General features: G+C 66.6%; 21 protein-coding genes. 14 read left to right on the forward strand and 7 right to left on the reverse strand.

Annotated features, from left to right (window positions below):
• Nucleotides 1-3,765 carry a tetratricopeptide repeat protein gene (locus tag ACQR03_RS27320; protein ID WP_434842005.1) on the forward strand — a complete coding sequence of 1,255 codons (3,765 nt, stop codon included), beginning with the start codon at nucleotides 1-3 and terminating at the stop codon, nucleotides 3,763-3,765.
• 145 nt (nucleotides 3,766-3,910) lie between these two features.
• Here ACQR03_RS27320 and ACQR03_RS27325 read toward each other — a convergent pair whose 3' ends face one another.
• The gene (locus ACQR03_RS27325) at nucleotides 3,911-4,318 is read right to left on the reverse strand and encodes a MerR family transcriptional regulator (RefSeq protein ID WP_315753137.1); all 408 of its coding nucleotides are present in this window, start codon (nucleotides 4,316-4,318) and stop codon (nucleotides 3,911-3,913) included.
• A gap of 66 nt (nucleotides 4,319-4,384) precedes the next feature.
• On the opposite strand from ACQR03_RS27325, the gene ACQR03_RS27330 reads away from it, so the two are divergent.
• Nucleotides 4,385-5,047, forward strand: a complete 663-nt coding sequence (locus ACQR03_RS27330; RefSeq protein ID WP_315753136.1) for a cation transporter — start codon at nucleotides 4,385-4,387, stop codon at nucleotides 5,045-5,047.
• Nucleotides 5,048-5,111: 64 nt separating this feature from the next.
• Here ACQR03_RS27330 and fliP read toward each other — a convergent pair whose 3' ends face one another.
• Both fliP and ACQR03_RS27340 read right to left on the reverse strand, forming a co-directional pair.
• Nucleotides 5,112-5,864 carry a flagellar type III secretion system pore protein FliP gene (gene fliP / locus ACQR03_RS27335; protein WP_315716020.1) on the reverse strand — a complete coding sequence of 251 codons (753 nt, stop codon included), beginning with the start codon at nucleotides 5,862-5,864 and terminating at the stop codon, nucleotides 5,112-5,114.
• The gene (locus ACQR03_RS27340; RefSeq protein WP_315753135.1) at nucleotides 5,861-6,928 is read right to left on the reverse strand and encodes a flagellar biosynthetic protein FliO; all 1,068 of its coding nucleotides are present in this window, start codon (nucleotides 6,926-6,928) and stop codon (nucleotides 5,861-5,863) included. The genes fliP and ACQR03_RS27340 overlap by 4 nt, the downstream gene beginning before the upstream one ends.
• A gap of 356 nt (nucleotides 6,929-7,284) precedes the next feature.
• On the opposite strand from ACQR03_RS27340, the gene flgB reads away from it, so the two are divergent.
• The 11 genes from flgB (at nucleotide 7,285) to ACQR03_RS27395 (ending at nucleotide 16,613) form a co-directional block, all read left to right on the forward strand.
• Complete coding sequence (gene flgB / locus ACQR03_RS27345; RefSeq protein ID WP_315716022.1) at nucleotides 7,285-7,692, forward strand: flagellar basal body rod protein FlgB; 408 nt, start codon at nucleotides 7,285-7,287, stop codon at nucleotides 7,690-7,692.
• Nucleotides 7,693-7,721: 29 nt separating this feature from the next.
• Nucleotides 7,722-8,147, forward strand: a complete 426-nt coding sequence (gene flgC, locus ACQR03_RS27350; protein ID WP_315716023.1) for a flagellar basal body rod protein FlgC — start codon at nucleotides 7,722-7,724, stop codon at nucleotides 8,145-8,147.
• 16 nt (nucleotides 8,148-8,163) lie between these two features.
• Complete coding sequence (gene fliE, locus ACQR03_RS27355; protein WP_315716024.1) at nucleotides 8,164-8,520, forward strand: flagellar hook-basal body complex protein FliE; 357 nt, start codon at nucleotides 8,164-8,166, stop codon at nucleotides 8,518-8,520.
• A 126-nt stretch (nucleotides 8,521-8,646) separates the two neighbouring features.
• Nucleotides 8,647-8,910, forward strand: coding sequence for a flagellar biosynthesis protein FliQ (gene fliQ, locus ACQR03_RS27360; protein ID WP_008965881.1), 264 nt, complete (start codon nucleotides 8,647-8,649; stop codon nucleotides 8,908-8,910).
• Between the two features lie 233 nt (nucleotides 8,911-9,143).
• Complete coding sequence (fliR, locus tag ACQR03_RS27365) at nucleotides 9,144-9,911, forward strand: flagellar biosynthetic protein FliR (RefSeq protein ID WP_315716025.1); 768 nt, start codon at nucleotides 9,144-9,146, stop codon at nucleotides 9,909-9,911.
• A 12-nt stretch (nucleotides 9,912-9,923) separates the two neighbouring features.
• Complete coding sequence (gene flhB / locus ACQR03_RS27370; protein ID WP_434842006.1) at nucleotides 9,924-11,003, forward strand: flagellar biosynthesis protein FlhB; 1,080 nt, start codon at nucleotides 9,924-9,926, stop codon at nucleotides 11,001-11,003.
• A gap of 155 nt (nucleotides 11,004-11,158) precedes the next feature.
• Nucleotides 11,159-13,726 (forward strand): cell cycle histidine kinase CckA, encoded by a 2,568-nt coding sequence (gene cckA / locus ACQR03_RS27375; protein ID WP_434842007.1) that lies wholly within the window; start codon nucleotides 11,159-11,161, stop codon nucleotides 13,724-13,726.
• Nucleotides 13,727-13,893: 167 nt separating this feature from the next.
• The gene (locus tag ACQR03_RS27380; RefSeq protein WP_315753151.1) at nucleotides 13,894-14,865 is read left to right on the forward strand and encodes a Tim44 domain-containing protein; all 972 of its coding nucleotides are present in this window, start codon (nucleotides 13,894-13,896) and stop codon (nucleotides 14,863-14,865) included.
• A 217-nt stretch (nucleotides 14,866-15,082) separates the two neighbouring features.
• A complete protein-coding gene (locus tag ACQR03_RS27385) occupies nucleotides 15,083-15,787 on the forward strand; it encodes a glutathione S-transferase (RefSeq protein WP_315753131.1) in 705 nt (234 codons plus the stop codon).
• A 59-nt stretch (nucleotides 15,788-15,846) separates the two neighbouring features.
• The gene (locus ACQR03_RS27390; RefSeq protein ID WP_315716031.1) at nucleotides 15,847-16,173 is read left to right on the forward strand and encodes an ArsR/SmtB family transcription factor; all 327 of its coding nucleotides are present in this window, start codon (nucleotides 15,847-15,849) and stop codon (nucleotides 16,171-16,173) included.
• Nucleotides 16,173-16,613 carry an SRPBCC family protein gene (locus tag ACQR03_RS27395; protein ID WP_315753130.1) on the forward strand — a complete coding sequence of 147 codons (441 nt, stop codon included), beginning with the start codon at nucleotides 16,173-16,175 and terminating at the stop codon, nucleotides 16,611-16,613. The genes ACQR03_RS27390 and ACQR03_RS27395 overlap by 1 nt, the downstream gene beginning before the upstream one ends.
• 42 nt (nucleotides 16,614-16,655) lie before the next feature.
• Here the strand turns inward: ACQR03_RS27395 and ACQR03_RS27400 are convergent, their stop codons facing one another.
• The 4 genes from ACQR03_RS27400 to ACQR03_RS27415 form a co-directional block, all read right to left on the reverse strand.
• Nucleotides 16,656-16,880 carry a hypothetical protein gene (locus tag ACQR03_RS27400; RefSeq protein WP_315716033.1) on the reverse strand — a complete coding sequence of 75 codons (225 nt, stop codon included), beginning with the start codon at nucleotides 16,878-16,880 and terminating at the stop codon, nucleotides 16,656-16,658.
• A 161-nt stretch (nucleotides 16,881-17,041) separates the two neighbouring features.
• On the reverse strand, nucleotides 17,042-17,521 hold the full coding sequence (locus ACQR03_RS27405) for a hypothetical protein (RefSeq protein WP_315753129.1): 480 nt from the start codon (nucleotides 17,519-17,521) through the stop codon (nucleotides 17,042-17,044).
• Nucleotides 17,522-17,664: 143 nt separating this feature from the next.
• Complete coding sequence (locus ACQR03_RS27410; protein ID WP_315753128.1) at nucleotides 17,665-17,982, reverse strand: hypothetical protein; 318 nt, start codon at nucleotides 17,980-17,982, stop codon at nucleotides 17,665-17,667.
• 103 nt (nucleotides 17,983-18,085) lie between these two features.
• Entirely contained in the window at nucleotides 18,086-18,769 is a 684-nt protein-coding gene (locus ACQR03_RS27415) for an alpha/beta fold hydrolase (protein WP_315753127.1), read from the reverse strand.
• Nucleotides 18,770-18,885: 116 nt separating this feature from the next.
• Between ACQR03_RS27415 and ACQR03_RS27420 the strand changes: the two genes are divergently transcribed.
• Nucleotides 18,886-20,541, forward strand: a complete 1,656-nt coding sequence (locus tag ACQR03_RS27420; RefSeq protein WP_315753126.1) for a fumarate hydratase — start codon at nucleotides 18,886-18,888, stop codon at nucleotides 20,539-20,541.
• The last annotated feature ends 51 nt before the right edge of the window (nucleotides 20,542-20,592 follow it).

Genomic DNA, 20,592 nt, shown 5'->3' on the forward strand with positions numbered 1-20,592 from the left:
ATGGCGCGCACGACTCCCATTGGATTGCGGTCGAAGGCCCGCGCACGGGCGCGCGCCGGCCTTGCCCTGCTGTCGGCCATCGTCATCGGTCTGGTGCTGTCCACGGTCGCGGCAGGCGCTGCGCCGGTGCCGGGCGAGGCGAGCCTGTCGGCTCAGGACGGCTATGCGCGGCTGGTGCTGAAATTCGCCGAGGACGTCAGCGCCGACGTCACCACCGCCGGCTCGATTCTGCTGATCAGGTTCGATCGCGCCGCCACCGTTCCGATCGACCGCTGGGTGGATGCTGCGCCCGACTATATCTCATCGGCCCGCGGCGACCCCGACGGCTCGGCGCTGCGGTTGTCGCTGTCGCGCAAGGTCCGCGTCAACACCATGACCGCGGGCGAACGCGTCTTCATCGACCTGTTGCCCGACAGCTGGAGCGGCCCGCCGCCGCCGCTGCCGGCCGAGGTCGTGCGCGAGCTCGCCGAGCGCGCGCGCGCCGCCGAGAAGGCGCTGCGGCTGCAGCGCGCCGAGGCGGAATCGAAGAAGCGGCCGCCGATCCGCGTGCGCGCGCTGGTGCAGCCGACCTTCGTGCGCTTCGTGTTCGAGATCCCCGACGGTGTCGGCATCTCCTCGGTGCTCAACGACCAGAAGCTGTCGCTGTTCTTCACCGCGCCGCTGTCCTTCGATCTCGCCGACGCCAAGCTCGTCGCGCCGCCGAACGTCGCCGCGATCAACCAGCGCATCGACGGCAGCAGGACCGTCGTCGAGCTCGGCCTGGTCGGCGAGGTCGACGTTCGCGCCTTCCGCGAGGAGAAGAACTACAACATCGACGTCGCCTATCAGCAGCCGGACAAGAAGGTCTCCGCAGTCTCCTCGGACACGCTGCCGGGCGCCAAGGCGGCCGCGGCCGACAAACCCAACGGCAGCAAACCCAATGGCGACAAGCCCAAGCAGGCTGCGCAGCCCGAGATCGTGCCGCCGACCTCCGACACCATCGCCAAGGAGATGAAGGCGGAGACCAAGCCGGCGCCTGCGGTCGCGGCGCCGGCCACCGAGCCCGCAGCCCAGCCGGCGCCGTCGGCAGCGGCTGTTGCCGCGCCCGCCGCCGCGAAGGCCGAAGCCGCGCCCGAGGCCGCCAAGCCTGAAGCTGCTGCGCCCGAAGCCGTCAAATCCGAAGCCGCCAAATCCGAACCAGCGAAGCCCGAGGCGATGAAGCCGGAGGCCGGCAAAGCCGAAGCCGCCAAGCCCGTCGAGACCAAGTCTGCCGAAACCAAGTCTGCCGAAACCAAGCCTGCCGAAACCAAGCCGGCCGAGAAGGCAGCCAATGGAGCCGCCACCCTGGAGGCCCTGCGCGACAGTGAGGGCCTGCGGCTCACCTTCGGCTTCGGCCAGGTCACGCCGGCGGCGCTGTTCCGCCGCGGCGATACGGTATGGATGGTGTTCGATTCGACCAAGCCCGTCGACGTCGAGCCCATCCGCGCCAAGGGCGGCGCCATCATCGGCGAGGTCAACAGGATGTCGCTCGATAACGGGCAGGCCATCCGGATCCGGCTCAACCGCCCGCAGATGCATTCGCTCGGCAGCGATGACGGCGGGCGCAGCTGGATGCTGTCTTTCGCCGACAAGGGCCAGGCCAATCAGCAGCCGCTGATGGTGATGCGCAACGTCACCGATCCCGCGCTTGCCAATGTGATGGTGCCGCTCGCCAATCCCGGAGCCGGCATGCTGCACCGGGTGACCGACCCGGATGCCGGCGACACGCTGCTGGTCGTGACGGCGCCGCCGCCGATCCGCGGCTTCATCAAGCGCCAGGATTTCGTCGATCTGTCGCTGCTCGATTCCATCCACGGCATCGCGGTTCGTCCGAATTCGGATGACGTCGCCGTCGAGATCGCGCCCGACAAGGTGATCCTGGGCCGGCCGGGCGGGCTGACGCTGTCGTCGATCGGCTTCTCGCCGGAGCGGGCGCCGACCGCTGTCAGGCCGATGTTCGACATCGACGAATGGCAGCAGAACCAGACCCAGCCGTTCGTGCCGCGCGAGGATCTCCTGATCAAGGCCGCGGCCAACGCCGAGCCGGAGCGGCGGGCGCAGGCGCGGCTGGCGCTGGCGCGCTTCTACATGGCGCGAGCGATGTACCCGGAGGCGCGCGGTGTCACCAATCTGATGATCTCCGACGCCGACCCGCGCACCGACGAGACCGCCATGCTGATGATCCATGCGGTGGCGAGCATCCTGATGGGCCGGCCGGACCAGGGGCTCAAGGATCTCGCCACGCCGTCGATCGGGAACAATTTCGACTCCCAGATGTGGAAGGGCCTCGCCTTCGCCCGGCAGGGCAAGTTCGCGGACGCGCGCGAGAAGCTGAAGAACGTCGAGTTCGCCATCGCCTCGCTGCCGCTCGATCTGCAGCGCGTCGTGATCGCTGACGCGATGAAGTCGGCGCTCGAGATCAAGGATTTCGCCGGCGCCGCGAAGCGGCGCGCCGAGCTCGACGTGATCGGCGTGCCCGCGGACATGAAGCCCGACATCGCCGTGCTGCGCGGCCGACTCGCCGAGGCGATGGCGCAGGAGAAGGACGCGCTCGACGACTATCGCTTCGCCGTCAATTCCGACGACCGCATGGCGGCCGCGGAGGCCAAGCTGCTGGAGATCAAGCTTCTGCAGAAGCGCGGCGAGATCAAGCCGCCCGACGCGTTGAAGGAGCTGGAGACCTTGCAGGCGATCTGGCGCGGCGACGCCATCGAGGTGCAGACGTTGCAGATGATGGCGCAGCTCTACGAGGAGGCCGGGCGCTACGCGGACTCGCTCGAGGCCGCGCGCCAGGCCACCCGCCTGATGCCCAACTCCGACTTGGCGCGGCAGGCCCAGGATGCAGCCTCCCGCCTGTTCTCGCAGTTGTTCCTGAGCGGCAAGGCCGACGAGCTTCCGCCGGTCGATGCGCTCAGCATCTTCTACGGGTTTCGCGAGCTGACTCCGATCGGCCGCCGCGGCGACGAGATGATCCGCAAGCTCGCCGACCGCCTGGTCGGCATCGATCTGCTCGACCAGGCCGCCGAGCTTCTGCAATACCAGGTCGACCACCGCCTCGAAGGTGCGGCGCGCGCCCAGGTCGCCGCGCGTCTCGCCATGGTCTACCTCACCAACCGCAAGCCGGACCGCGCCATCGAGGCGCTGCGCACCACCCGCATCGCCGATCTCGCGGGCGAGCTGCGCCAGCAGCGGCTGCTCTTGGAGGCGCGCGCCAACAGTGACATCGGTCGTTACGACCTCGGGCTGGACATCATCAGCAACATCGGCGGCCGCGAGGCGATCCGGCTGCGCTCCGACATCTACTGGGCGTCGCGGCGCTGGCGCGAGGCATCCGAGCAGATCGAGCTCTACTACGGCGATCGCTGGCGCGATTTCCGCCCGCTCAATCCGGCGGAGCGCGGCGACATCCTGCGCGCCGTGGTCGGCTATGCGCTCGCCGACGACGCCATCGGCCTCGCCCGCTTCCGCGAGAAATATGCGCCGCTGATGACCGGCGAGGCGGACAAGATCGCGTTCGACGTCGCCAGCAAGCCGGCGAGCGGCTCCAGCGCCGAATTCGCGCAGATCGCGAAGATGGCCGCGAGTGTCGACACGCTCGACGGCTTCCTCCGCGACATGCGGGCGCGCTTCCCCGATGCCACCGGCAAAGGACCGGACGGCGGCAAGGATGCCGCGAAGGCCCCGTCGGAAGCGACCGGCGCCTTGCCGCGCATCCAGGGCGTCAAGCAGGCGATCGCCGGCCGTTGATTTCGGCGCCACACGCAGAGCCGGAGAGCCACCAGATGAGCCGACCAGGCCGAAGCCGAGCTCATCGCGATGCTGTCCGCAATCCGCCCGACGCGCGTCCAGACGAAAGGTCGAGACTGCCTTGCGACGCCATTGTCTTGTTCGCTCAGTCAGAGCGACGCGGCGCAAGCGCTTCGATGATGCGGCAGTCGGCAACGGTGCCGTGCTTGCAGCGCCCGATGACATCGGCAAGCTCGTCGCGCAGCGCCACGAGGTCCGCGATCTTGCGTTCGATCTCTGCCAGGTGTTGGCCGGCGATGACGTCGACCGCGTCGCACGAGCGGTCTCGCTGATCGGCGAGGTCCAGCAGGTCACGAACCTGGTCGATGGAGAAGCCCAAGTCGCGGGCACGCCGGATGAAGCTCAGTCGCCCCAGTTGGTCGTTGTCATAGGCTCGGTAATTGCCCTCGGTTCTCGCCGGAAGAGGTAGCAGACCGATCCGCTCATAATAGCGGATCGTTTCGACTTTGGTGCCGGTCCGCTTCGCGAGGTCGCCGATGGTCAGTCGTGACATGGCTTGACCCTATAGTGGCTACAGGGTCCATATAGGACGTCGCATCATCTTGTAAGAGGCGACGATATGCCTGGTTGTCATGACGACTGCTGTTCCTCTTCCCCTCCGAGGGAACTGGACAGCCCCCGCTGGCGTCGTGCGCTCTGGATTGCGCTGGCTATCAACGGAGCCATGTTTTTGACGGAGATCGCAGCAGGCGTGGCGGCCGGGTCGGCCTCGCTGCAGGCGGACGCGATCGACTTCCTCGGTGATACGGCCAACTATGCGATCAGCCTCGGAGTGGCGGGACTGGCGCTGAGCTGGCGAGCGCGCGCCGCCCTTCTGAAGGGCTGGTCGCTCGTCCTGCTTGGCGTCCTTGTCCTTGCCTCCACTGTCTGGCACGCAATGACCGGCACCCTCCCGGAGGCGAAGGCGATGGGGATCGTCGGCATGCTCGCCCTTGTCGCCAATGCGGGCGTGGCCCTCATGCTCTACCGCTTCCGGATCGGCGACGCGAATATGAGGTCGGTCTGGATCTGCTCCCGGAACGATGCGATCGGCAACGTCGCCGTACTCGCGGCCGCAGCCGGTGTGTTCGGCACCGGCACGGCATGGCCGGATCTCATTGTGGCGGCGATCATGGCCGCGCTTGGTTCGAGCGGTGGCTGGCACATCATACAGCGAGCTCGCATCGAGTTGCGCGGCTCTCCCACATCGCGCCCCGTCGCGAGCCCAATCCGGGCGAACTGATCGAGGGCACGTGTCAATGGAAAGTCACGACCGACTGGCTTTCGCTCACACCGAGAGGTGAAACCTACCCGCCGTAGCTCTGCACCAGGCTGCCGGCCACCAGCGACCAGCCGTCGACCAGCACGAAGAAGATCAGCTTGAACGGCAGCGACACCACGACCGGCGGCAGCATCATCATGCCCATCGACATCAAGACCGACGCGACCACGAGGTCGATGATCAGGAAGGGTAGGAACAGCAGGAAACCGATCTCGAAGGCGCGCTTGAGCTCGGAGATCATGAAAGCCGGCACCAGGATGCGCAGCGACAGGTCGTCGGGCGTCGCCGGCGGCGGCTCGCCGGAGAGGTCCATGAACAGCTTCAGGTCCTTTTCGCGCACGTTCTTCTGCATGAAGCCGCGCAGGGGCACCGAGGCGCGCTGCAGCGCGTCCTCGACGCCGATCTGGTTTTCCACCAGGGGCCGGATGCCGTCATCATAGGATTTCTGCAGCACCGGGCCCATCACGAATGCCGTGAGGAACATCGCAAGCGCGATGATGACCGAGTTGGGCGGCGCGGTCGCTGTGCCCATCGCCGTGCGCAGCAGCGACAGCACGACCACGATGCGCGTGAACGACGTCATCATGATCAGGATCGACGGCGCGATCGACAACACCGTGAGCAGCGCGATCAGTTGGACCGCGCGTTCGGTGACGCCGCCACCGCCGGCGCCGAGATTGATGCTGATGTCCTGCGCAGCAGCACGTCCCGCCAGTAAACCGGCGGCAGTCAGAACAGCGGTGAAGACAACTCTACGCGGGGGAAGCAGCGATCTCACTGAGACGACTTCGGACGTCCGAGCAGCGAGGCCATCTCGTCCTCCAGATTCTCGAAGCTGGTCTTGACCGGCGCGGCCTGCGCCGCAGGCGGCTCGTTGCGCGCGGCCGCCCGGAGCGCCGGGGGACCCGAGGCCGGAGCAGCCGACGGATCGGCTGATGGACGCCGCAGCGCGGCCTCGAGCCGTTGCGCCATCTCGGCCAGATTGGCTTCGGCGCTCGAATCGGCCGCTGCGGGCGGCGGGGCAGCCGGGGGCGGGGGCGGCGGCATCTGGGCCACCGGCGGCAGCGGCGGCGCCGCCGCGCGCTCGACGCGCTCGGCTGCGCGCTCAGCGCTCCGCACCGGCGGCAGCCGGGGCCCCTCGGAAGGGCGCTGCGCCTCGGCCTGACGCTGCGGCTCGGCGGGGCGCAACGGGCGCGGCATCACTGGTTCACCGCGGGCCACCCGCTCGGGGCGCGGCTCCAGGCGGGCTTCGTCTCCGCCGCGCGGTTCTCCACGGACGTCCGCCCGGAGGTCCTGGCGGGGATCGGGACGGCGCGGAGGGAGCGGTGGTTCCGGCGGAAATGCCGGTGCCGGCTCACGCCGCTCTGCGGCAGTCGGCGCCGTGCGGCGAACCTCATCGATGAACGACGGCCGCATCGGGCGCTGCGGCGGCTCCGACATCTGCAACTCGGCATGCTCGGCGGCCTCGGTCTTCGGCTCGTTGTCGGCCCAGGACGGCGCATCCGGCAGCGGCGCGATGCGAGCCGCCGGTGGCTCGGCACTGATGCCCGGCCGCTGTGGCAATTGCTCGCGCGCCGGCATGGCCCGCACGATATTGGATTCGACCACGATGTCGGTCGGCCCGCCGATCATCAGAAGATGCTCTATGTTATCACGGCGCACGAGCACGAGACGGCGGCGGCCATCGACGGCGGCGGCATCGATCACGGCAAGCCGGGGCATGCGGCCGCGATTCGGGTTGGTCCCGAGACGATTGCCCGCGAATCGACGGACCAGCCAAGCGGCGAGGCCGATCAGCGCCAGCACCGCCACGAATGCAAAAAAGAACGTCAGTGCCTGCATCTCTGTCCCCGGCAAATACCGCGTCCTTTCGAAGTCTTTCGTCTGTCCAACGCATCGCCGGCAGCGAACGGAGCTTCAGAACCGGAACCAACCTGTTAACGCATGACGGCAGGAACTGCCGCTCCGCCTCTTAATAACCCATGAATCGGCCGGGCCAAAACGACTTCTTGGCGAGCCGCGCCGTCCCGGAATGATGCATCGGTCAGCTGGGACCCCGGCAGTTTCCTAAGAATTCGTCAAGACACCGGGATAGTCCCGGTGGGCATCGCACCCTTTCTTAACTCCCTGTTAACCATATGCACGGCAATTTCTACCTACCCAAACCGTCCGGTAGTCGGACACAACCGAGCAGCGCCATGTCCATCAACGATCTCCCCGTGTTGTCGGCGTTGCGGACCAAGATGCAATGGCATCAGGAGCGCCAGCGCGTGCTGTCCGAGAACGTGTCCAATTCGGATACGCCAAACTTCAAGCCGAAGGATCTGGTTGAGCCGAAGTTCGATTCAACCGGCCAGGCGGTCGGCGGCTTTGCGCCGCTGTCGCTGACCCGGACCAGCACCGCGCACATCGCCCCGTCGTCGGGCGAGAGCGCGAGCTTCGACCAGAACCGCAAGGTCGGATTTCAGACGAGGCCCGCCGGCAACGCGGTGAGCCTCGAAGAGGAGATGCTGAAGGTCTCCGCCAACCAGATGGACTACGCCGCGGCGACCTCGTTGTACGGCAAGAGCCTGCATCTGTTGAAGACGGCGATCGGCAAGGGCTGAGCTCGGGTTAAGGACAGAGACCGACAAGCATGGCAAACGACTCCAGCGATTTCCTCCGCTCGATGAGCATCGCGACCTCCGGCCTGCGTGCGCAGGCGGGACGTATGCGCGTCATTTCCGAGAACATCGCCAATGCCGATTCGACCGCTGCCAAGGCGGGCGGCGATCCGTATCGCCGCAAGGTCCCGACATTCACCTCGGCACTCGATCGTGCGCTCGACGCCAAGGTGGTGGCACTCGGCAAGGTGGTGCCCGATCAATCGTCGTTCCGCGTCAAATACGACCCCAGTAACCCGGCCGCGGACGCGTCCGGCAATGTCAAGTACCCCAACGTCAATCCGCTCATCGAGATGACCGACATGCGTGATGCGCAGCGGTCCTACGAGGCGAATTTGAACATCATCGGCGCCACGCGCCGCATGATCCAGCGCACGCTCGACATTCTGAAGACCTAGGACAGGAACGAAAGTCATGGCCTCCCCAATCTCCGCAGCGAATGCCTACGCGAATTCCGCGCGCGTGCTCGACACCGGCGGCTCGAGCGGTGCCTTCGGCAGCCTTGGGCGCGTGCGCGACGTGCTCGGTAGCGGCAACGGCGCCGACAAGGGTGGTCCGTCATTCAGCGCGGTGCTGAAGGACGCGATCGGCAGCGTGATGGAGGCCGGACGCAAGTCCGACAGTCAGGCGGTCGCGATGGCCGCGGGCAAGGCAAACGTCATGGATGTCGTCACGGCGGTCGCCGAAACCGACGTCGCGGTGTCGACGCTGGTGTCGGTGCGCGACCGCGTGATCCAGGCCTATGAAGACGTGATGAAGATGACGATCTAGGCGCAGCTCGTAACGCTTCAGGCCGCCACGTGCCTGATGCGCCCAGGGGATTTGCCGTCTGCCGCGACCGCGCGCGATGAGGCGGGTGCCGGACCGGAGCCGATCGACAGTGAGGAACGACAGGACATGACGGGAGCTGAAACGCTCGATGTGGCGCGCGATGCGATCTGGACCATCGTGCTGGTGTCGTCGCCGCTGATGGTGGTCGGCCTCGTGGTTGGCGTGGTCGTCTCGCTGTTCCAGGCGCTGACGCAGATCCAGGAGCAGACGCTGGTGTTCGTGCCGAAGATCATCGCGATCTTCGTGACGCTGCTGCTGGCGCTGCCGTTCATGGCCGATGCGCTGCATTCGCACATGATGCGGATCTCGTCGCGAATCATCGGCGGATGAGGCAATGTCCGGGGCGGCAGGGCAGGCCTGCGTGAGGGCGCTGCGAGCGGTCGTAAGGAGCAGTGCGGGGGGCGCTGCCGCTTTCAGGCGCGCGCGGGCAGCCTTTCGGGCAAGCTCTTCGCAGGCTGCCTCTTCGCAGGTTGCCTCGTCGGAGGCTGTCTCTTCGGAGGCTGTCTCTTCAAAGACCGTCGTGCCGCACCAGCATGCGGTCGAAAGGGCCGTGACGGCGGACGATGCGCATCGATATATCCTTCCTTCCGGCGCTGGCCGCCGTGTTCATGCTGGCCTTCGCGCGCGTCGGCGCCATGGTGATGCTGTTGCCGGGCCTCGGCGAGGTCAACATCCCCGTCCGCATCAAGCTCGCGACCGCGCTGCTGCTCACGATGATCGTGCTGCCGCTGCATCGTCAGGCCTATCAGGTCGACCTGCAGGCGTTGTCGCCGCTCTTGGTGATGATGGTGCACGAGATCGTGATCGGCATCGTGCTCGGCGCGACGGCGCGGGTGACGCTGTCGGCGCTGCAGGTCGCGGGCTCCGTGATCGCGCAGCAGATGGGACTCGGCTTCGTCACCGCGGTGGATCCGACGCAGGGACAGCAGGGCGTCCTGATCGGCAACTTCCTCACCATGCTCGGCGTGACCCTGCTGTTCTCGACCGACAGCCATCATCTGGTGATCGCCGCACTCAGCGACAGCTACAAGATCTTCGCGCCGGGCGAATTGATCCCGAGCGGCGACGTCGCCTCGCTGGCGACCAAGGCGTTTGCCGCGGCGTTCAAGATCGGTCTGCAATTATCGGCGCCGTTCCTGGTGTTCGGCCTGGTCTTCAACATCGGGCTCGGCGTCTTGGCGCGGCTGATGCCGCAGATGCAGGTCTATTTCGTCGGCGCGCCGCTCTCGATCCTGATCGGCTTCCTGATCTTCGCGCTGGTCCTGACCGCGATGATGGGAACGTTTCTCGGCTATTTCGAAGGCGTCATGCACGAGATGATGCCGCGGTGAGGGGGCCGATCGATGTCCGATGAGGCCGATTCCGAAGACAAAACAGAAGACCCGACGCAAAAACGGCTGGACCAGGCGCTCGAACGCGGCGACGTCGTCAAGAGCCAGGAGCTCAACACCTGGTTCGTGATCGCCTCCGCGACCTTGGTGATGTCGACCTTCTCGGGCTCGATCGGCACCGCGGTGCTGGTGCCGATGCGCAACCTGATCGCCAATTCCTGGATGATCCACACCGACGGCGCCGGCCTGCTGGCGCTGGCGCGCAGCCTGTCGTTCGCCGTGATCGCGGCGATCGGCGTGCCGATCCTGATGGTGATGCTGGCGGCGATCGCCGGCAACATGATGCAGCATCGCCTGGTCTGGTCGGGCGAGCCGATGAAGCCGAGCCTGAGCAAGATCTCGCCGCTCGCCGGCGCCAAGCGGCTGTTCGGCAAGCAGGCCGCGGCCAATTTCGCCAAGGGCCTCTTCAAGCTCGTGCTGCTCGGCACGGTCATGGTCATGATCCTGTGGCCGGAGCGGCTGCGCCTCGAATCGCTGCTGCATATGGACGTCAGCGAGCTGCTCGGCGTCACGATCTCGCTGACGACGCATCTGATGGGCTCGGTGGTCGCGCTGCTCGCCCTGGTCGCGATCGGCGACTACCTGTTCCAGTATCGGCAATGGTACGAGCGCCAGAAGATGTCGGTGCAGGAGATGAAGGAGGAGTTCAAGCAGTCGGAAGGCGACCCGCACGTCAAGGGACGCATCCGGCAGATCCGCCAGCAGCGCATGAAGAAGCGCATGATGGCCGCGGTTCCCAAGGCCTCCGTGATCATCACCAACCCGACCCACTACTCGGTCGCGCTGTCCTACGAGCGCGGCATGTCGGCGCCGGTCTGCGTCGCCAAGGGCGTCGACAACATCGCCTTCAAGATCCGGGAGGTCGCCAAGGCGCACGACATCCCGATCGTCGAGAACGTGCCACTGGCGCGCGCGCTCTATGCCACCGTCGAGATCGACGAGGAGATCCCGGTGGAACATTATCATGCCGTCGCTGAGATCATCGGCTACGTGATGGGGCTGCGGCGCAACCTCTCGGGGCGCCCGCAATGACAATCGATTCGGTCCATGGACGGACCGCAAAATACGGATAAATCATGGAATATCGGCTTGACGGGCTTGCGCTTGACCCGTCGATTCAGGCAGGTGGAAGGGGGAGCCGCGCGAACGGGCTGGGGCTCCCAGCCGACAGGTCGCGTCCCCGAGCCATGAGCGCCGATTCCGACAACGATGGGTTACAGGATCAGGCGAGCCTGCCGGAGCGGCCGCGCCGCAGCGGCAGCATTCTGCTGATCCTGCTGGTGGCGTTCGGCCTCGTCGCGGTCGCGATCGCGCTGATGACGATCGGCCGCGCCCAGGCGCAGCCCTATATTCTCGGCCTGCTGTCGCTGCTCGCCACCGTCGGCCTGTTCAACCTGTTCGCGTTCGCCGCCGGCATCGTCCGCTTCGCCGACAAGTCGACCGACGATCCGGTGTTGGGCGCGATCGCCGATCACGCCTTCGATGGCCTCGCGGTGACCGATCCGCGCGGCCATGTCGTCTACGCCAACGCCGCCTATCTCAACATGACGGGAGCGGCGACCGCGCAGGAGGCGCGTCCCGTCGAGCGTGTCTTCATCGGCAATCCCGATGTCTCCGAAGCGGTGTTCCGCCTGCTCAAGGCGGCGCGCGAGGGCAAGCGGCAGCAGGAGGAGGTGCGCATCACCGCGGCCGAAGGCGCGCAGGGGCGCTGGCTGCGGATGCGCGTGCGCCCGCTCGGCCAGACCAAGCGCCACGCCCGCTACGCGGTGTGGTCGATCGCCGACATCACCCGAGATCGCGAGCGCCAGGAGGACGTGTTCCAGGAGCTGCAGCATGCGATCGAATATCTCGACCATGCGCCGTGCGGCTTCTTCTCGGTCAATCCGGAAGGCAGCCTCGTCTACGTCAATGCCACGCTCGCCAACTGGCTCGACTACGATCTCGCCGAGATCGGCTCGGGCGGGCTGAAGCTCGCCGACGTCGTCTCCGGCGACGGCGCGTCGCTGCTGACCTCGATCGTTGCGGTGCCCGGCGAGGTCCGCACCGAGGTGTTCGACATCGACCTGAAGATGCGCGGCGGCAAGACCATGCCGGCGCGGCTCTACCACAAGCTCGCCTTCGGCGCCGACGGCAAGCCGGGCGCCTCGCGCACCCTGGTCATCAGCCGCGCCCGCGACGAGCGCTCCGATCCGGAGCGCGCCGCCGAGGTGCGCTTCATGCGCTTCTTCGACCATACGCCGATGGCGATCGCCACCGTCGACCGCGGCGGCGCCGTGGTCAGGGCCAATGCGCGCTATGCCAAGCTGGCGCAGAGCGTCAGCGGCGACGTGGCCGCGGCGAAATCGATCTTCCGCACCGTCAGCCAGCGCGACCGGCATCTGCTGATCGCCGCGATCAACCAGGCCTCGGAAGGGCAGGCGGACATTCCGCCGGTCGAGGTGATGCTGGAGGGCGCGAAGGAGCGCTTCGGCCAGTTCTTCGTCACCGCCGTCGACGAGGACGAGCGCGAGACCGAGGCCGCGATCGTCTATCTGCTCGAGACCACCGAGCGCCGCGCGCTGGAAAACCAGATCAACCAGTCGCAGAAGATGGAGATGGTCGGCCAGCTCGCCGGCGGCATCGCCCACGACTTCAACAACGTGCTCTCGGCCATCATGATGGCCAACGACTTCCTGCTGAACGCGCACAAGCCGACCGACCCGTCGTTCCAGGACATCATGCAGATCAAGCAGAACGCGACCCGCGCGGCGACGCTGGTGCGGCAGCTGCTCGCGTTCTCGCGCCGCCAGACCCTGCGGCCCCAGGTGCTTGATCTCGGCGACGCACTGTCCGACCTGACGATGCTGTTGCGTCGGCTGATCGGCGAGAAGGTCAAGCTCGACCTGGTTCACGGCCGCGACCTTTGGCCGGTCAAGGTCGACGTCTCGCAGTTCGAGCAGGTGGTCGTGAATCTCGCGGTCAACGCCCGCGATGCGATGCCCGATGGCGGCAAGCTGTCGGTGCGCACCGCCAACGTCTCGGCCGACGAGGTCGCGCAGGCCGCCTACAAGGGCATGCCGGTGGCCGACTACGTCCGCATCGAGATCAGTGACACCGGAACCGGCATTCCGGCCGAGATCCGCGAGAAGATCTTCGAGCCGTTCTTCTCGACCAAGGAGGTCGGCAAGGGCACCGGTCTCGGACTGTCGACCGTCTACGGCATCATCAAGCAGACCGGCGGCTTCATCTACGTCGACAGCGAGGTCGGCAAGGGGACTTCGTTCCAGATCTTCCTGCCGCGCCACATCGTCGTGCCGGAGGTCCAGGCCGAGCCGCACGCGGCCAACGGCGCCGTCAAGGAGCCGGCCGTCGCGGAAGCGTCGAAGCCGCGCGCGGACCTGACCGGGCAGGGCACCATCCTGCTGGTCGAGGACGAGGAGGGCCTGCGGGCGCTGAACGCGCGCGGCCTGCGCTCGCGCGGCTACAGCGTGATCGAGGCGTCGAACGGCGTCGAGGCGATGGAGGCGCTGGACGAGTGCGACGGCGTGCTCGATCTCGTGGTGTCCGACGTCGTGATGCCGGAGATGGACGGGCCGACGCTGCTCAAAGCGATGCGCGAGCGCAATCCGGAGATCAAGATCATCTTCGTCTCGGGCTATGCCGAGGATGCGTTCGAGAAGAGCCTGCCGGAGAACCAGCAGTTCGCGTTCCTGCCGAAGCCCTTCACGCTCAGCCAGCTCGTGGCGGCGGTCAAGGAAACCATGGCGCCGCAATAGGTTACCGGAGTTCCTTGGCAAATTCCTTGGCAAGCCGGCCGGGCGCGTTCATCCCGCGACCCCGCGCCGCAGCCGCGCGGCCTCGTGCCGCCTTCCCTTTTCGCGGGTTGTGCCCATCTTACAGGCATCCCCATTCCGGGGAGTTATGGGAAACACAGATGAGCTTCATGCAGCGCAAAAGCGGCCTCCTCAAGGCGATGGCCGTGGCCCTTTCACTGGCGCTGCCGACGGTGCTCGCCGTCTCGGCGGCCGACGCCCGGATCGGCGGCGGCTCCAGCTCGGGCTCCCGCGGCACGCGCACCTTCTCCGCGCCGCCTCCGACCGCGACCGCGCCGGGATCGGCGTCGCAGTTCAACCGCACCATCACCCAGCCGGGCCAGCCCGGCGGCTTCAACACGGCTGCGCCCGCGCGTGGCGGGCTGTTCGGCGGCCGCGCGGGCGGCCTGCTGGGCGGCCTCGCTGCCGGCTTCCTCGGCGCCGGCCTGTTCGGCATGCTGTTCGGCGGCGGGCTGTTCTCCGGGCTCGGCGGCTTCGCTTCGATCATCGGCCTGATCCTCCAGGTCCTGCTGGTGGTGTTCCTGGTGCGCATGGGGATGGCCTGGTGGCAGCGCCGCAACCAGCCGGCCTATGCCGCCGGCCCGGCGCCGACGCCCACCGACGGCCAGCCGAGCTTGCGGTCGGGCCTCAGCGGCCTTGGTGGTTTCGGCGGCTTCGGCGGTGGCAGCAACACGCCGCCGCTGCAGATCCTGCCGGCCGACTACGAGGCGTTCGAGCGGCTGCTCGGCGAGATCCAGTCCGCCTGGTCGAACGAGGATGTCGGCCGCCTGCGGCTGCTGTCGACGCCCGAGATGGCCTCGTATTTCGAGCGCGATCTCGAGCAGAACCAGGCCCGCGGGGTGGTCAACAAGGTCAGCGCCGTGAAGCTGCTGCAGGGTGACCTCGCCGAAGCCTGGCGCGAGAATGGCGCCGACTATGCCACGGTCGCGATGCGCTTCACCTTGGCCGACAAGACCATCGAGCGCGCCTCGGGTCGCGTGGTCGAGGGCTCCGACCAGCCGCAGGAGGTCACGGAGATCTGGACCTTCCTACGCCACGCCGGCGCCGATTGGCAGCTGTCGGGAATCCAGCAGGTCAGCTGAGCCTGACTTGAGATCCTCATCAGGCGCCGCGGAGCAATCCGCGGCGCTTTTGCTTGTCAACAATTCCCCCCCCGCGCGAGCCCGATGGCGGCTGTTCCCGGTCGATCGGACGAGCACCGGCGGTGGCAGGCTGCTATACTGCTTCGCGGCGAACGAACACCGCGTCCGTTACGTCGTCCGAGCCGAACGTGTGGGCGCATCACTGCGAGGATGGCCGATGCGTTACGAGCTCTACTACTGGCCCATGATCCAGGGCCGCGGCGAATATGTGCGTCTCGCGCTGGAGGAGGCGGGCGCCGCCTATCGCGACGTCGCGCGCGAGGACGGCATCGCTACGATGACGGCGATGATGGAGGCGGTCAGCGACACGCCGCCCTTCGCTCCGCCCTTCCTGAGAGCGGGCCGCCGCGTCATCGGCCAGACCGCCAACATCCTGCTGTTCCTCGGCAGCCGTCATGGGCTCGCGCCGAAGGCCGAAGCCGGCCAGCTCTGGGTGCATCAGCTGCAGCTCACCGTGACCGACTTCGTGGTCGAGATCCATGACACGCATCATCCGCTGGGGCCGACGCTGTACTACGAGGACCAGCGCGCGCCGGCCAGGAAGCGCACCGCCGAGTTCTGGAGCGAGCGGGTGCCGAAATTCCTCGGCTATTTCGAGCAGCTCCTATCGAAAAGCGGTGGCGCCTACGTCACCGGGCGCCGGCTCACTTATGTGGACCTGTCGCTGTTCCAGATCGTCGCCGGCCTGCGCTACGCGTTCCCGAAGCGCATGATGGCGTTCGAGCGCAACATCCCGAGCCTCATCGCGCTGCATGACCGCGTCGCCAGCAGGCCCAACATATCAGCCTATCTCGGCAGCGAGCGCCGCATCGCCTTCAACGAGGACGGCATCTTCCGCCACTACAAGGCGCTGGATGCGTGAGGCGAGGCTCCGCGGCGCCACCCGTTGACAATGTATAAGCATTGGCTTATACATTCCTTATGACCGTCGAAGCCCAGTTGACATCCGTCATGAAGACGCTTGCCGACCCGACGCGGCGGGCCGTGTTCGAGCGCATCGCGCGCGAGGGGGAGGTGGCGGCCACCGGCCTGGTGCAGGGCTCGCGGGTATCCCAGCCGGCGATCTCACAGCATCTCAAGGCGCTGCGCGACGCCGGGCTGGTCAGCGAACGGCGCGACGGCCGCCACAACTACTACAGCGTCGCGCCAAAAGGGCTGGTGCCGCTGGTCGACTGGCTCGGTCATTACCGCGCATTCTGGCATGAGCGCATTGCCGGCCTCGAGGCACTGTTGAAGGAGACCGAGTGATGGGTGAGGCGCATGCGATCGTGGTGGAGAAGCATCTGCCCCATTCGCCCGACAAGATCTGGCGCACGCTGACCACGAGCGACCTGATCGCGAAATGGTTGATGCCGAACGACTTCGTCGCGGCCACCGGTCATCGCTTCACCTTCCGCACCAAGCCGGTGGGCGACTGGGATGGCGTCGTTCATTGCGAGGTGCTCGCTTGTGAGCCGCCGCATCTGCTGAGCTATTCCTGGAAGGGCGGTTCGGACTCCAATCCGGCCTACGGCTTACGGCTCGACAGCGTCGTGACCTGGACGTTGACGGCGGCCGAGGGCGGCACGCATCTGCGGATGGTCCATGACGGCTTCGTCTTCCCGGGCAACAAGTTTCAGTTCGACATCATGGGACAGGGGTGGAGTCGTATCGGCGATGCCATCACACGTATAGCGGCGGATGCCTGAGGCGCCGCCGCTATACGAAGTTGGCCTGAGGGTGTGGGATCGTCAGGCGAGAATGTCGACGCGGGTGCCCTGGCCGGGCGGCAGCGGCGGACGCGAGGCCTGCTTCTCCGCGGCCGCCTCGTCGCCGGTCTTGGCGGGATTGACGGCCTGGCTCTGCTGCGTCTGGTTCCGCGCCTGCGTGTCTTGGGTCTGCGGCTTGGTCGTCTCGGTCGAGATCGGCGGCGGTGAGGGCGGCGGCGATGACGACGAAACGCTCGAAACGGACATTGTCCAGCTCCTCGCTTGGTGTTGCGACAAGCGTGGCCATCGCTCACGAAAACTTCGTCAATCAGATCGTTCGAATTGTCTGCAACTGTCGGTGGCGCGGCGAATAGTGAACGGGTCGCTGCTGTCGGTGCAGAAACGGCGGGCTGTAGCGTCACACCGGCCTATTGATCCTTGCTGCGGCTGATCGTGATCGAGGACTCGGTCTTGGTTCGGGCGCAGCGCATGTCGAGCCGGCGGTAGCGGCTGGCGACGTCGTCGCCGCGGAAGATCCCGAGCCGGCGGTAACAGCGTGTGACGCCGCGCTGCATGTCGTCCTTCGGCAAGGTGAACACGATCGCCGCCGCGCTCGCCATCAGCTCGATGAAGGCCGGCGTCGGCTTGCGCTCGGATTTTCCGAACAATTGATTGCTGACGTTCTTCGATGAGCAGCCGAGCGTGATCTCGCGCGCCTTGGGATGGGCGAGATAGACGGTGCCGGCCGCGGTCTGGCCGATCTTGATGCCGTCGATGCCGTTCTTCAATTCCTTGGCGAGGTCGTCGCAGCGATCCGCCCGCGCGGCCTGCGGCAGCAGCGCGCTGCTCAACGCAACGAGAAAAACAAAACCGGCCAAGCGGCCAAATGAGCAAAGCGATGACTGCATTCCAAATACCCCCGCGCCATTGAAGCCTGCGCGCGGAGGTCATGCAAGCGCGATGCGCCGCGGCCGCACAAGATCGTCGGCCGACGTGACCGCGTGTTGACGGGCCGCGGTCACCTGCCGGCGGCAGTGGCGCGATCGCTTCGTCAGAACCAGCAGCGGCCCGGATGCGACAGCGATACGCCGGCGGCGCGGCGCTCGCAGTCGTTGCCGTAGGTCTGGAAGTTGCAGCCGCACACCGGCATGTAGATGCGATTGCAGAACGTCGGCTTTCGGCGGCAGACACCCATCATGTCGAACCGGCCACACTGGCCGGCCGGGAATTCGCAATAAAGACCGGCATTGCAAGGGATGCCGGCAAATCCGCCGCACGCACGACCGGGACCGACCGCGCCGGCGCTGCCGGGGGCCATGGTGATCAGGGCAAGAGCAATTGTGATGGCAACGAAGAGACCTCGTTTCATGACGCCTCCAGGAAGAAAATGAATAGGTCAACAATCTAAGGTTACATAATTCGGCGACGGATCGCAATTGATCTCGCCGTACGACATTGCGCCGGTCGCGGCGTCATGTTGCGGCGACCTCGCGGGCCGTCTCGATCAGCAGGTCGAACGTCTCGTCGGGTGCGTGCTGCACGACATCGTGCCCGCACGCAAATGCGTGCACGCGCCACGCGGGATCGTTGCGCAGCCGCTCATATTGCGCGGTGAACGGCGTCGCGCTCCATCCGCTGGCGTAGACGAAGGTGCGCTGCAGAGCCGCCGGCGCCGGACTGTGGAGCTTCAGGGCCTGGATGAAGGTCCCGAGCGGATGCGGCCGGCGGCGCGGATCGGAGCCTTCGCGCGGCAGCGCCGTCAGCCCGTCATGCCCGGCACGTTCGATCACGAACCGGCGATACGCGTCACCGGCGAGATCCCACCATGACTGGCCGTTCTCGGGTGCGAAGGCATCGAGATAGATCAGTGCGGCGAGCCTTTCCGGCACGCGGTCGGCGACGCCGGTCGCGACCATGCCGCCATAGCTGTGCGCGCACAGGATGACCTCGGACAGGTCCTCGATCGTCAGCAGGTCAATGACGTCAGCGATGTGGGTGTCGAGATTGACGGCATGGGCGGCGCGGGCCGGTGTCTGCTCCAATCCACTCAAGGTCACCGCATAGGCGTCATGGCCGGCCTGCTGGAGCCTGGCCGAGAGCGCAGCGTACATCCAGCCGCCGTGCCAACCTCCTGGAATCAGGACAAAACTTGCCATGATCGTACCCCTCTGCCGCTGTGCCGAGACATGTCTTGCAAGGCTTCAGACGGGTAGCGTATCAGACCTGTCAAGACCGCTTTGGGCGGCCATTTCTAGAACCCCACGAGCTCGCCATGAACGCGCCCACCGCCTTTCCCGACCAGTCCAAGCCCGTCCCGCCCTACAAGCACACGCCGCTGTTTCCGCTCGGGCCGGACACCACGCCCTACAAGAAGATCACCACCGACGGCGTGCGGGTTGAGAAGGTCTTGGGCCGCGACATGCTGGTGGTGTCGCGGGAGGCGCTGCGGACCTTGTCGGAAGCCGCGTTCGGCGAGATCAACCACTTTCTGCGTCCCGGCCATCTGAAGCAGCTGCGCAGCATCCTGGAGGATCCGGAGGCCAGCCCGAACGACAAGTTCGTCGCGCTCGACTTCCTGAAGAACGCCAACATCTCCGCCGGCGGCGTGCTGCCGATGTGCCAGGATACCGGCACCGCGATCATCATGGGCAAGAAGGGCTGCAACGTCATCACCGATGGCGACGACGAGGCGGCGCTGTCGCAAGGCGCGCGCGACGCCTACTTGCGCCGGAACCTGCGCTACTCACAGGTCGCACCGCTGTCGATGTACGAGGAGAAGAACACCGCCAACAACATGCCGGCGCAGACCGAGATCTATGCCGAGGGCGAGGACGCCTACAAGTTCATGTTCATGGCCAAGGGCGGCGGCTCGGCCAACAAGAGTTTTCTGTTCCAGGCGACGCCCTCGGTGCTCACCAAGGACCGGCTGCTGGCGTTCCTGAAGGAGAAGATCCTGACGCTGGGCACCGCGGCGTGCCCGCCTTATCACCTCGCCATCGTGATCGGCGGCACCTCGGCCGAGCTGTGCATGAAGACGGTGAAGCTGGCGTCTGCGCGTTATCTCGACGCGCTGCCGACCCAGGGCTCCCCGGATGGCAATGCCTTCCGCGATCTCGAGATGGAGCAGGAAATCCACAAGATGACGCAGTCGCTCGGCGTCGGCGCGCAGTTCGGCGGCAAGTACTTTTGCCATGACGTCCGCGTCATCCGCATGCCGCGCCACGGCGCGTCGTTGCCGATCGGTCTCGGCGTGTCGTGCTCGGCCGACCGCCAGGTGCTCGGCAAGATCACCAGGGACGGCGTCTATCTCGAGGAGCTCGAGCATCATCCGGCGCAGTATCTGCCGGAGGTCGAGCAGGCGCTTGGCGGAGAGGTCGTGAAAATCGACTTGAACCAGCCGATGAAGGACATCCTTGCCACTCTGTCGAAGAACCCGATCAAGACCCGGCTGTCGCTGACCGGCACCATGATCGTCGCGCGCGATGCCGCGCATGCCAAGCTGCGCGAGCGTCTCGACCGCGGCGAGCCGCTGCCGGACTACTTCAAGAACCATCCGGTCTACTACGCCGGCCCCGCCAAGACCCCGGACGGCTACGCCTCCGGCGCGTTCGGCCCGACCACCGCGGGCCGCATGGATTCCTTCGTCGACCAGTTTCAGGCGGCCGGCGGCTCGATGGTGATGGTCGCCAAGGGCAACCGCGCGCCGGCGGTGCGCGAGGCCTGCAAGAAGCACGGCGGCTTCTATCTCGGCTCGATCGGCGGCGCCGCGGCCAACCTCGCCGAGCACTGCATCAAGAAGGTCGAGGTCGTCGAATATCCCGAGCTCGGCATGGAGGCCATCTGGCGCATCGAAGTGGTGGACTTCCCGGCCTTCATCATCATCGACGACAAGGGCAACGACTTCTTCAAGGAGCTGAACCTCGGCTGAGGTGAGCCGGGCGTGATGTTTGTTGCGGCGGCCGGGAGCGATCCCGCCCGT

It is taken from the genome of Bradyrhizobium sp. HKCCYLS3070 (genome assembly GCF_051167575.1).
Taxonomy (GTDB): Bacteria; Pseudomonadota; Alphaproteobacteria; order Rhizobiales; family Xanthobacteraceae; genus Bradyrhizobium.

Coding starts and splice junctions, on each gene's coding strand:
- ACQR03_RS27320 (WP_434842005.1), top strand. CDS start 1: ATGGCGCGCACGACTCCCATTGGATTGCGGTCGAAGGCCCGCGCACGG.
- ACQR03_RS27325 (WP_315753137.1), bottom strand. CDS start 4,318: ATGTCACGACTGACCATCGGCGACCTCGCGAAGCGGACCGGCACCAAA.
- ACQR03_RS27330 (WP_315753136.1), top strand. CDS start 4,385: ATGCCTGGTTGTCATGACGACTGCTGTTCCTCTTCCCCTCCGAGGGAA.
- ACQR03_RS27340 (WP_315753135.1), bottom strand. CDS start 6,928: ATGCAGGCACTGACGTTCTTTTTTGCATTCGTGGCGGTGCTGGCGCTG.
- flgB (WP_315716022.1), top strand. CDS start 7,285: ATGTCCATCAACGATCTCCCCGTGTTGTCGGCGTTGCGGACCAAGATG.
- flgC (WP_315716023.1), top strand. CDS start 7,722: ATGGCAAACGACTCCAGCGATTTCCTCCGCTCGATGAGCATCGCGACC.
- fliE (WP_315716024.1), top strand. CDS start 8,164: ATGGCCTCCCCAATCTCCGCAGCGAATGCCTACGCGAATTCCGCGCGC.
- fliQ (WP_008965881.1), top strand. CDS start 8,647: ATGACGGGAGCTGAAACGCTCGATGTGGCGCGCGATGCGATCTGGACC.
- fliR (WP_315716025.1), top strand. CDS start 9,144: ATGCGCATCGATATATCCTTCCTTCCGGCGCTGGCCGCCGTGTTCATG.
- flhB (WP_434842006.1), top strand. CDS start 9,924: ATGTCCGATGAGGCCGATTCCGAAGACAAAACAGAAGACCCGACGCAA.
- cckA (WP_434842007.1), top strand. CDS start 11,159: ATGAGCGCCGATTCCGACAACGATGGGTTACAGGATCAGGCGAGCCTG.
- ACQR03_RS27380 (WP_315753151.1), top strand. CDS start 13,894: ATGCAGCGCAAAAGCGGCCTCCTCAAGGCGATGGCCGTGGCCCTTTCA.
- ACQR03_RS27385 (WP_315753131.1), top strand. CDS start 15,083: ATGCGTTACGAGCTCTACTACTGGCCCATGATCCAGGGCCGCGGCGAA.
- ACQR03_RS27390 (WP_315716031.1), top strand. CDS start 15,847: ATGACCGTCGAAGCCCAGTTGACATCCGTCATGAAGACGCTTGCCGAC.
- ACQR03_RS27395 (WP_315753130.1), top strand. CDS start 16,173: ATGGGTGAGGCGCATGCGATCGTGGTGGAGAAGCATCTGCCCCATTCG.
- ACQR03_RS27400 (WP_315716033.1), bottom strand. CDS start 16,880: ATGTCCGTTTCGAGCGTTTCGTCGTCATCGCCGCCGCCCTCACCGCCG.
- ACQR03_RS27405 (WP_315753129.1), bottom strand. CDS start 17,521: ATGCAGTCATCGCTTTGCTCATTTGGCCGCTTGGCCGGTTTTGTTTTT.
- ACQR03_RS27410 (WP_315753128.1), bottom strand. CDS start 17,982: ATGAAACGAGGTCTCTTCGTTGCCATCACAATTGCTCTTGCCCTGATC.
- ACQR03_RS27415 (WP_315753127.1), bottom strand. CDS start 18,769: ATGGCAAGTTTTGTCCTGATTCCAGGAGGTTGGCACGGCGGCTGGATG.
- ACQR03_RS27420 (WP_315753126.1), top strand. CDS start 18,886: ATGAACGCGCCCACCGCCTTTCCCGACCAGTCCAAGCCCGTCCCGCCC.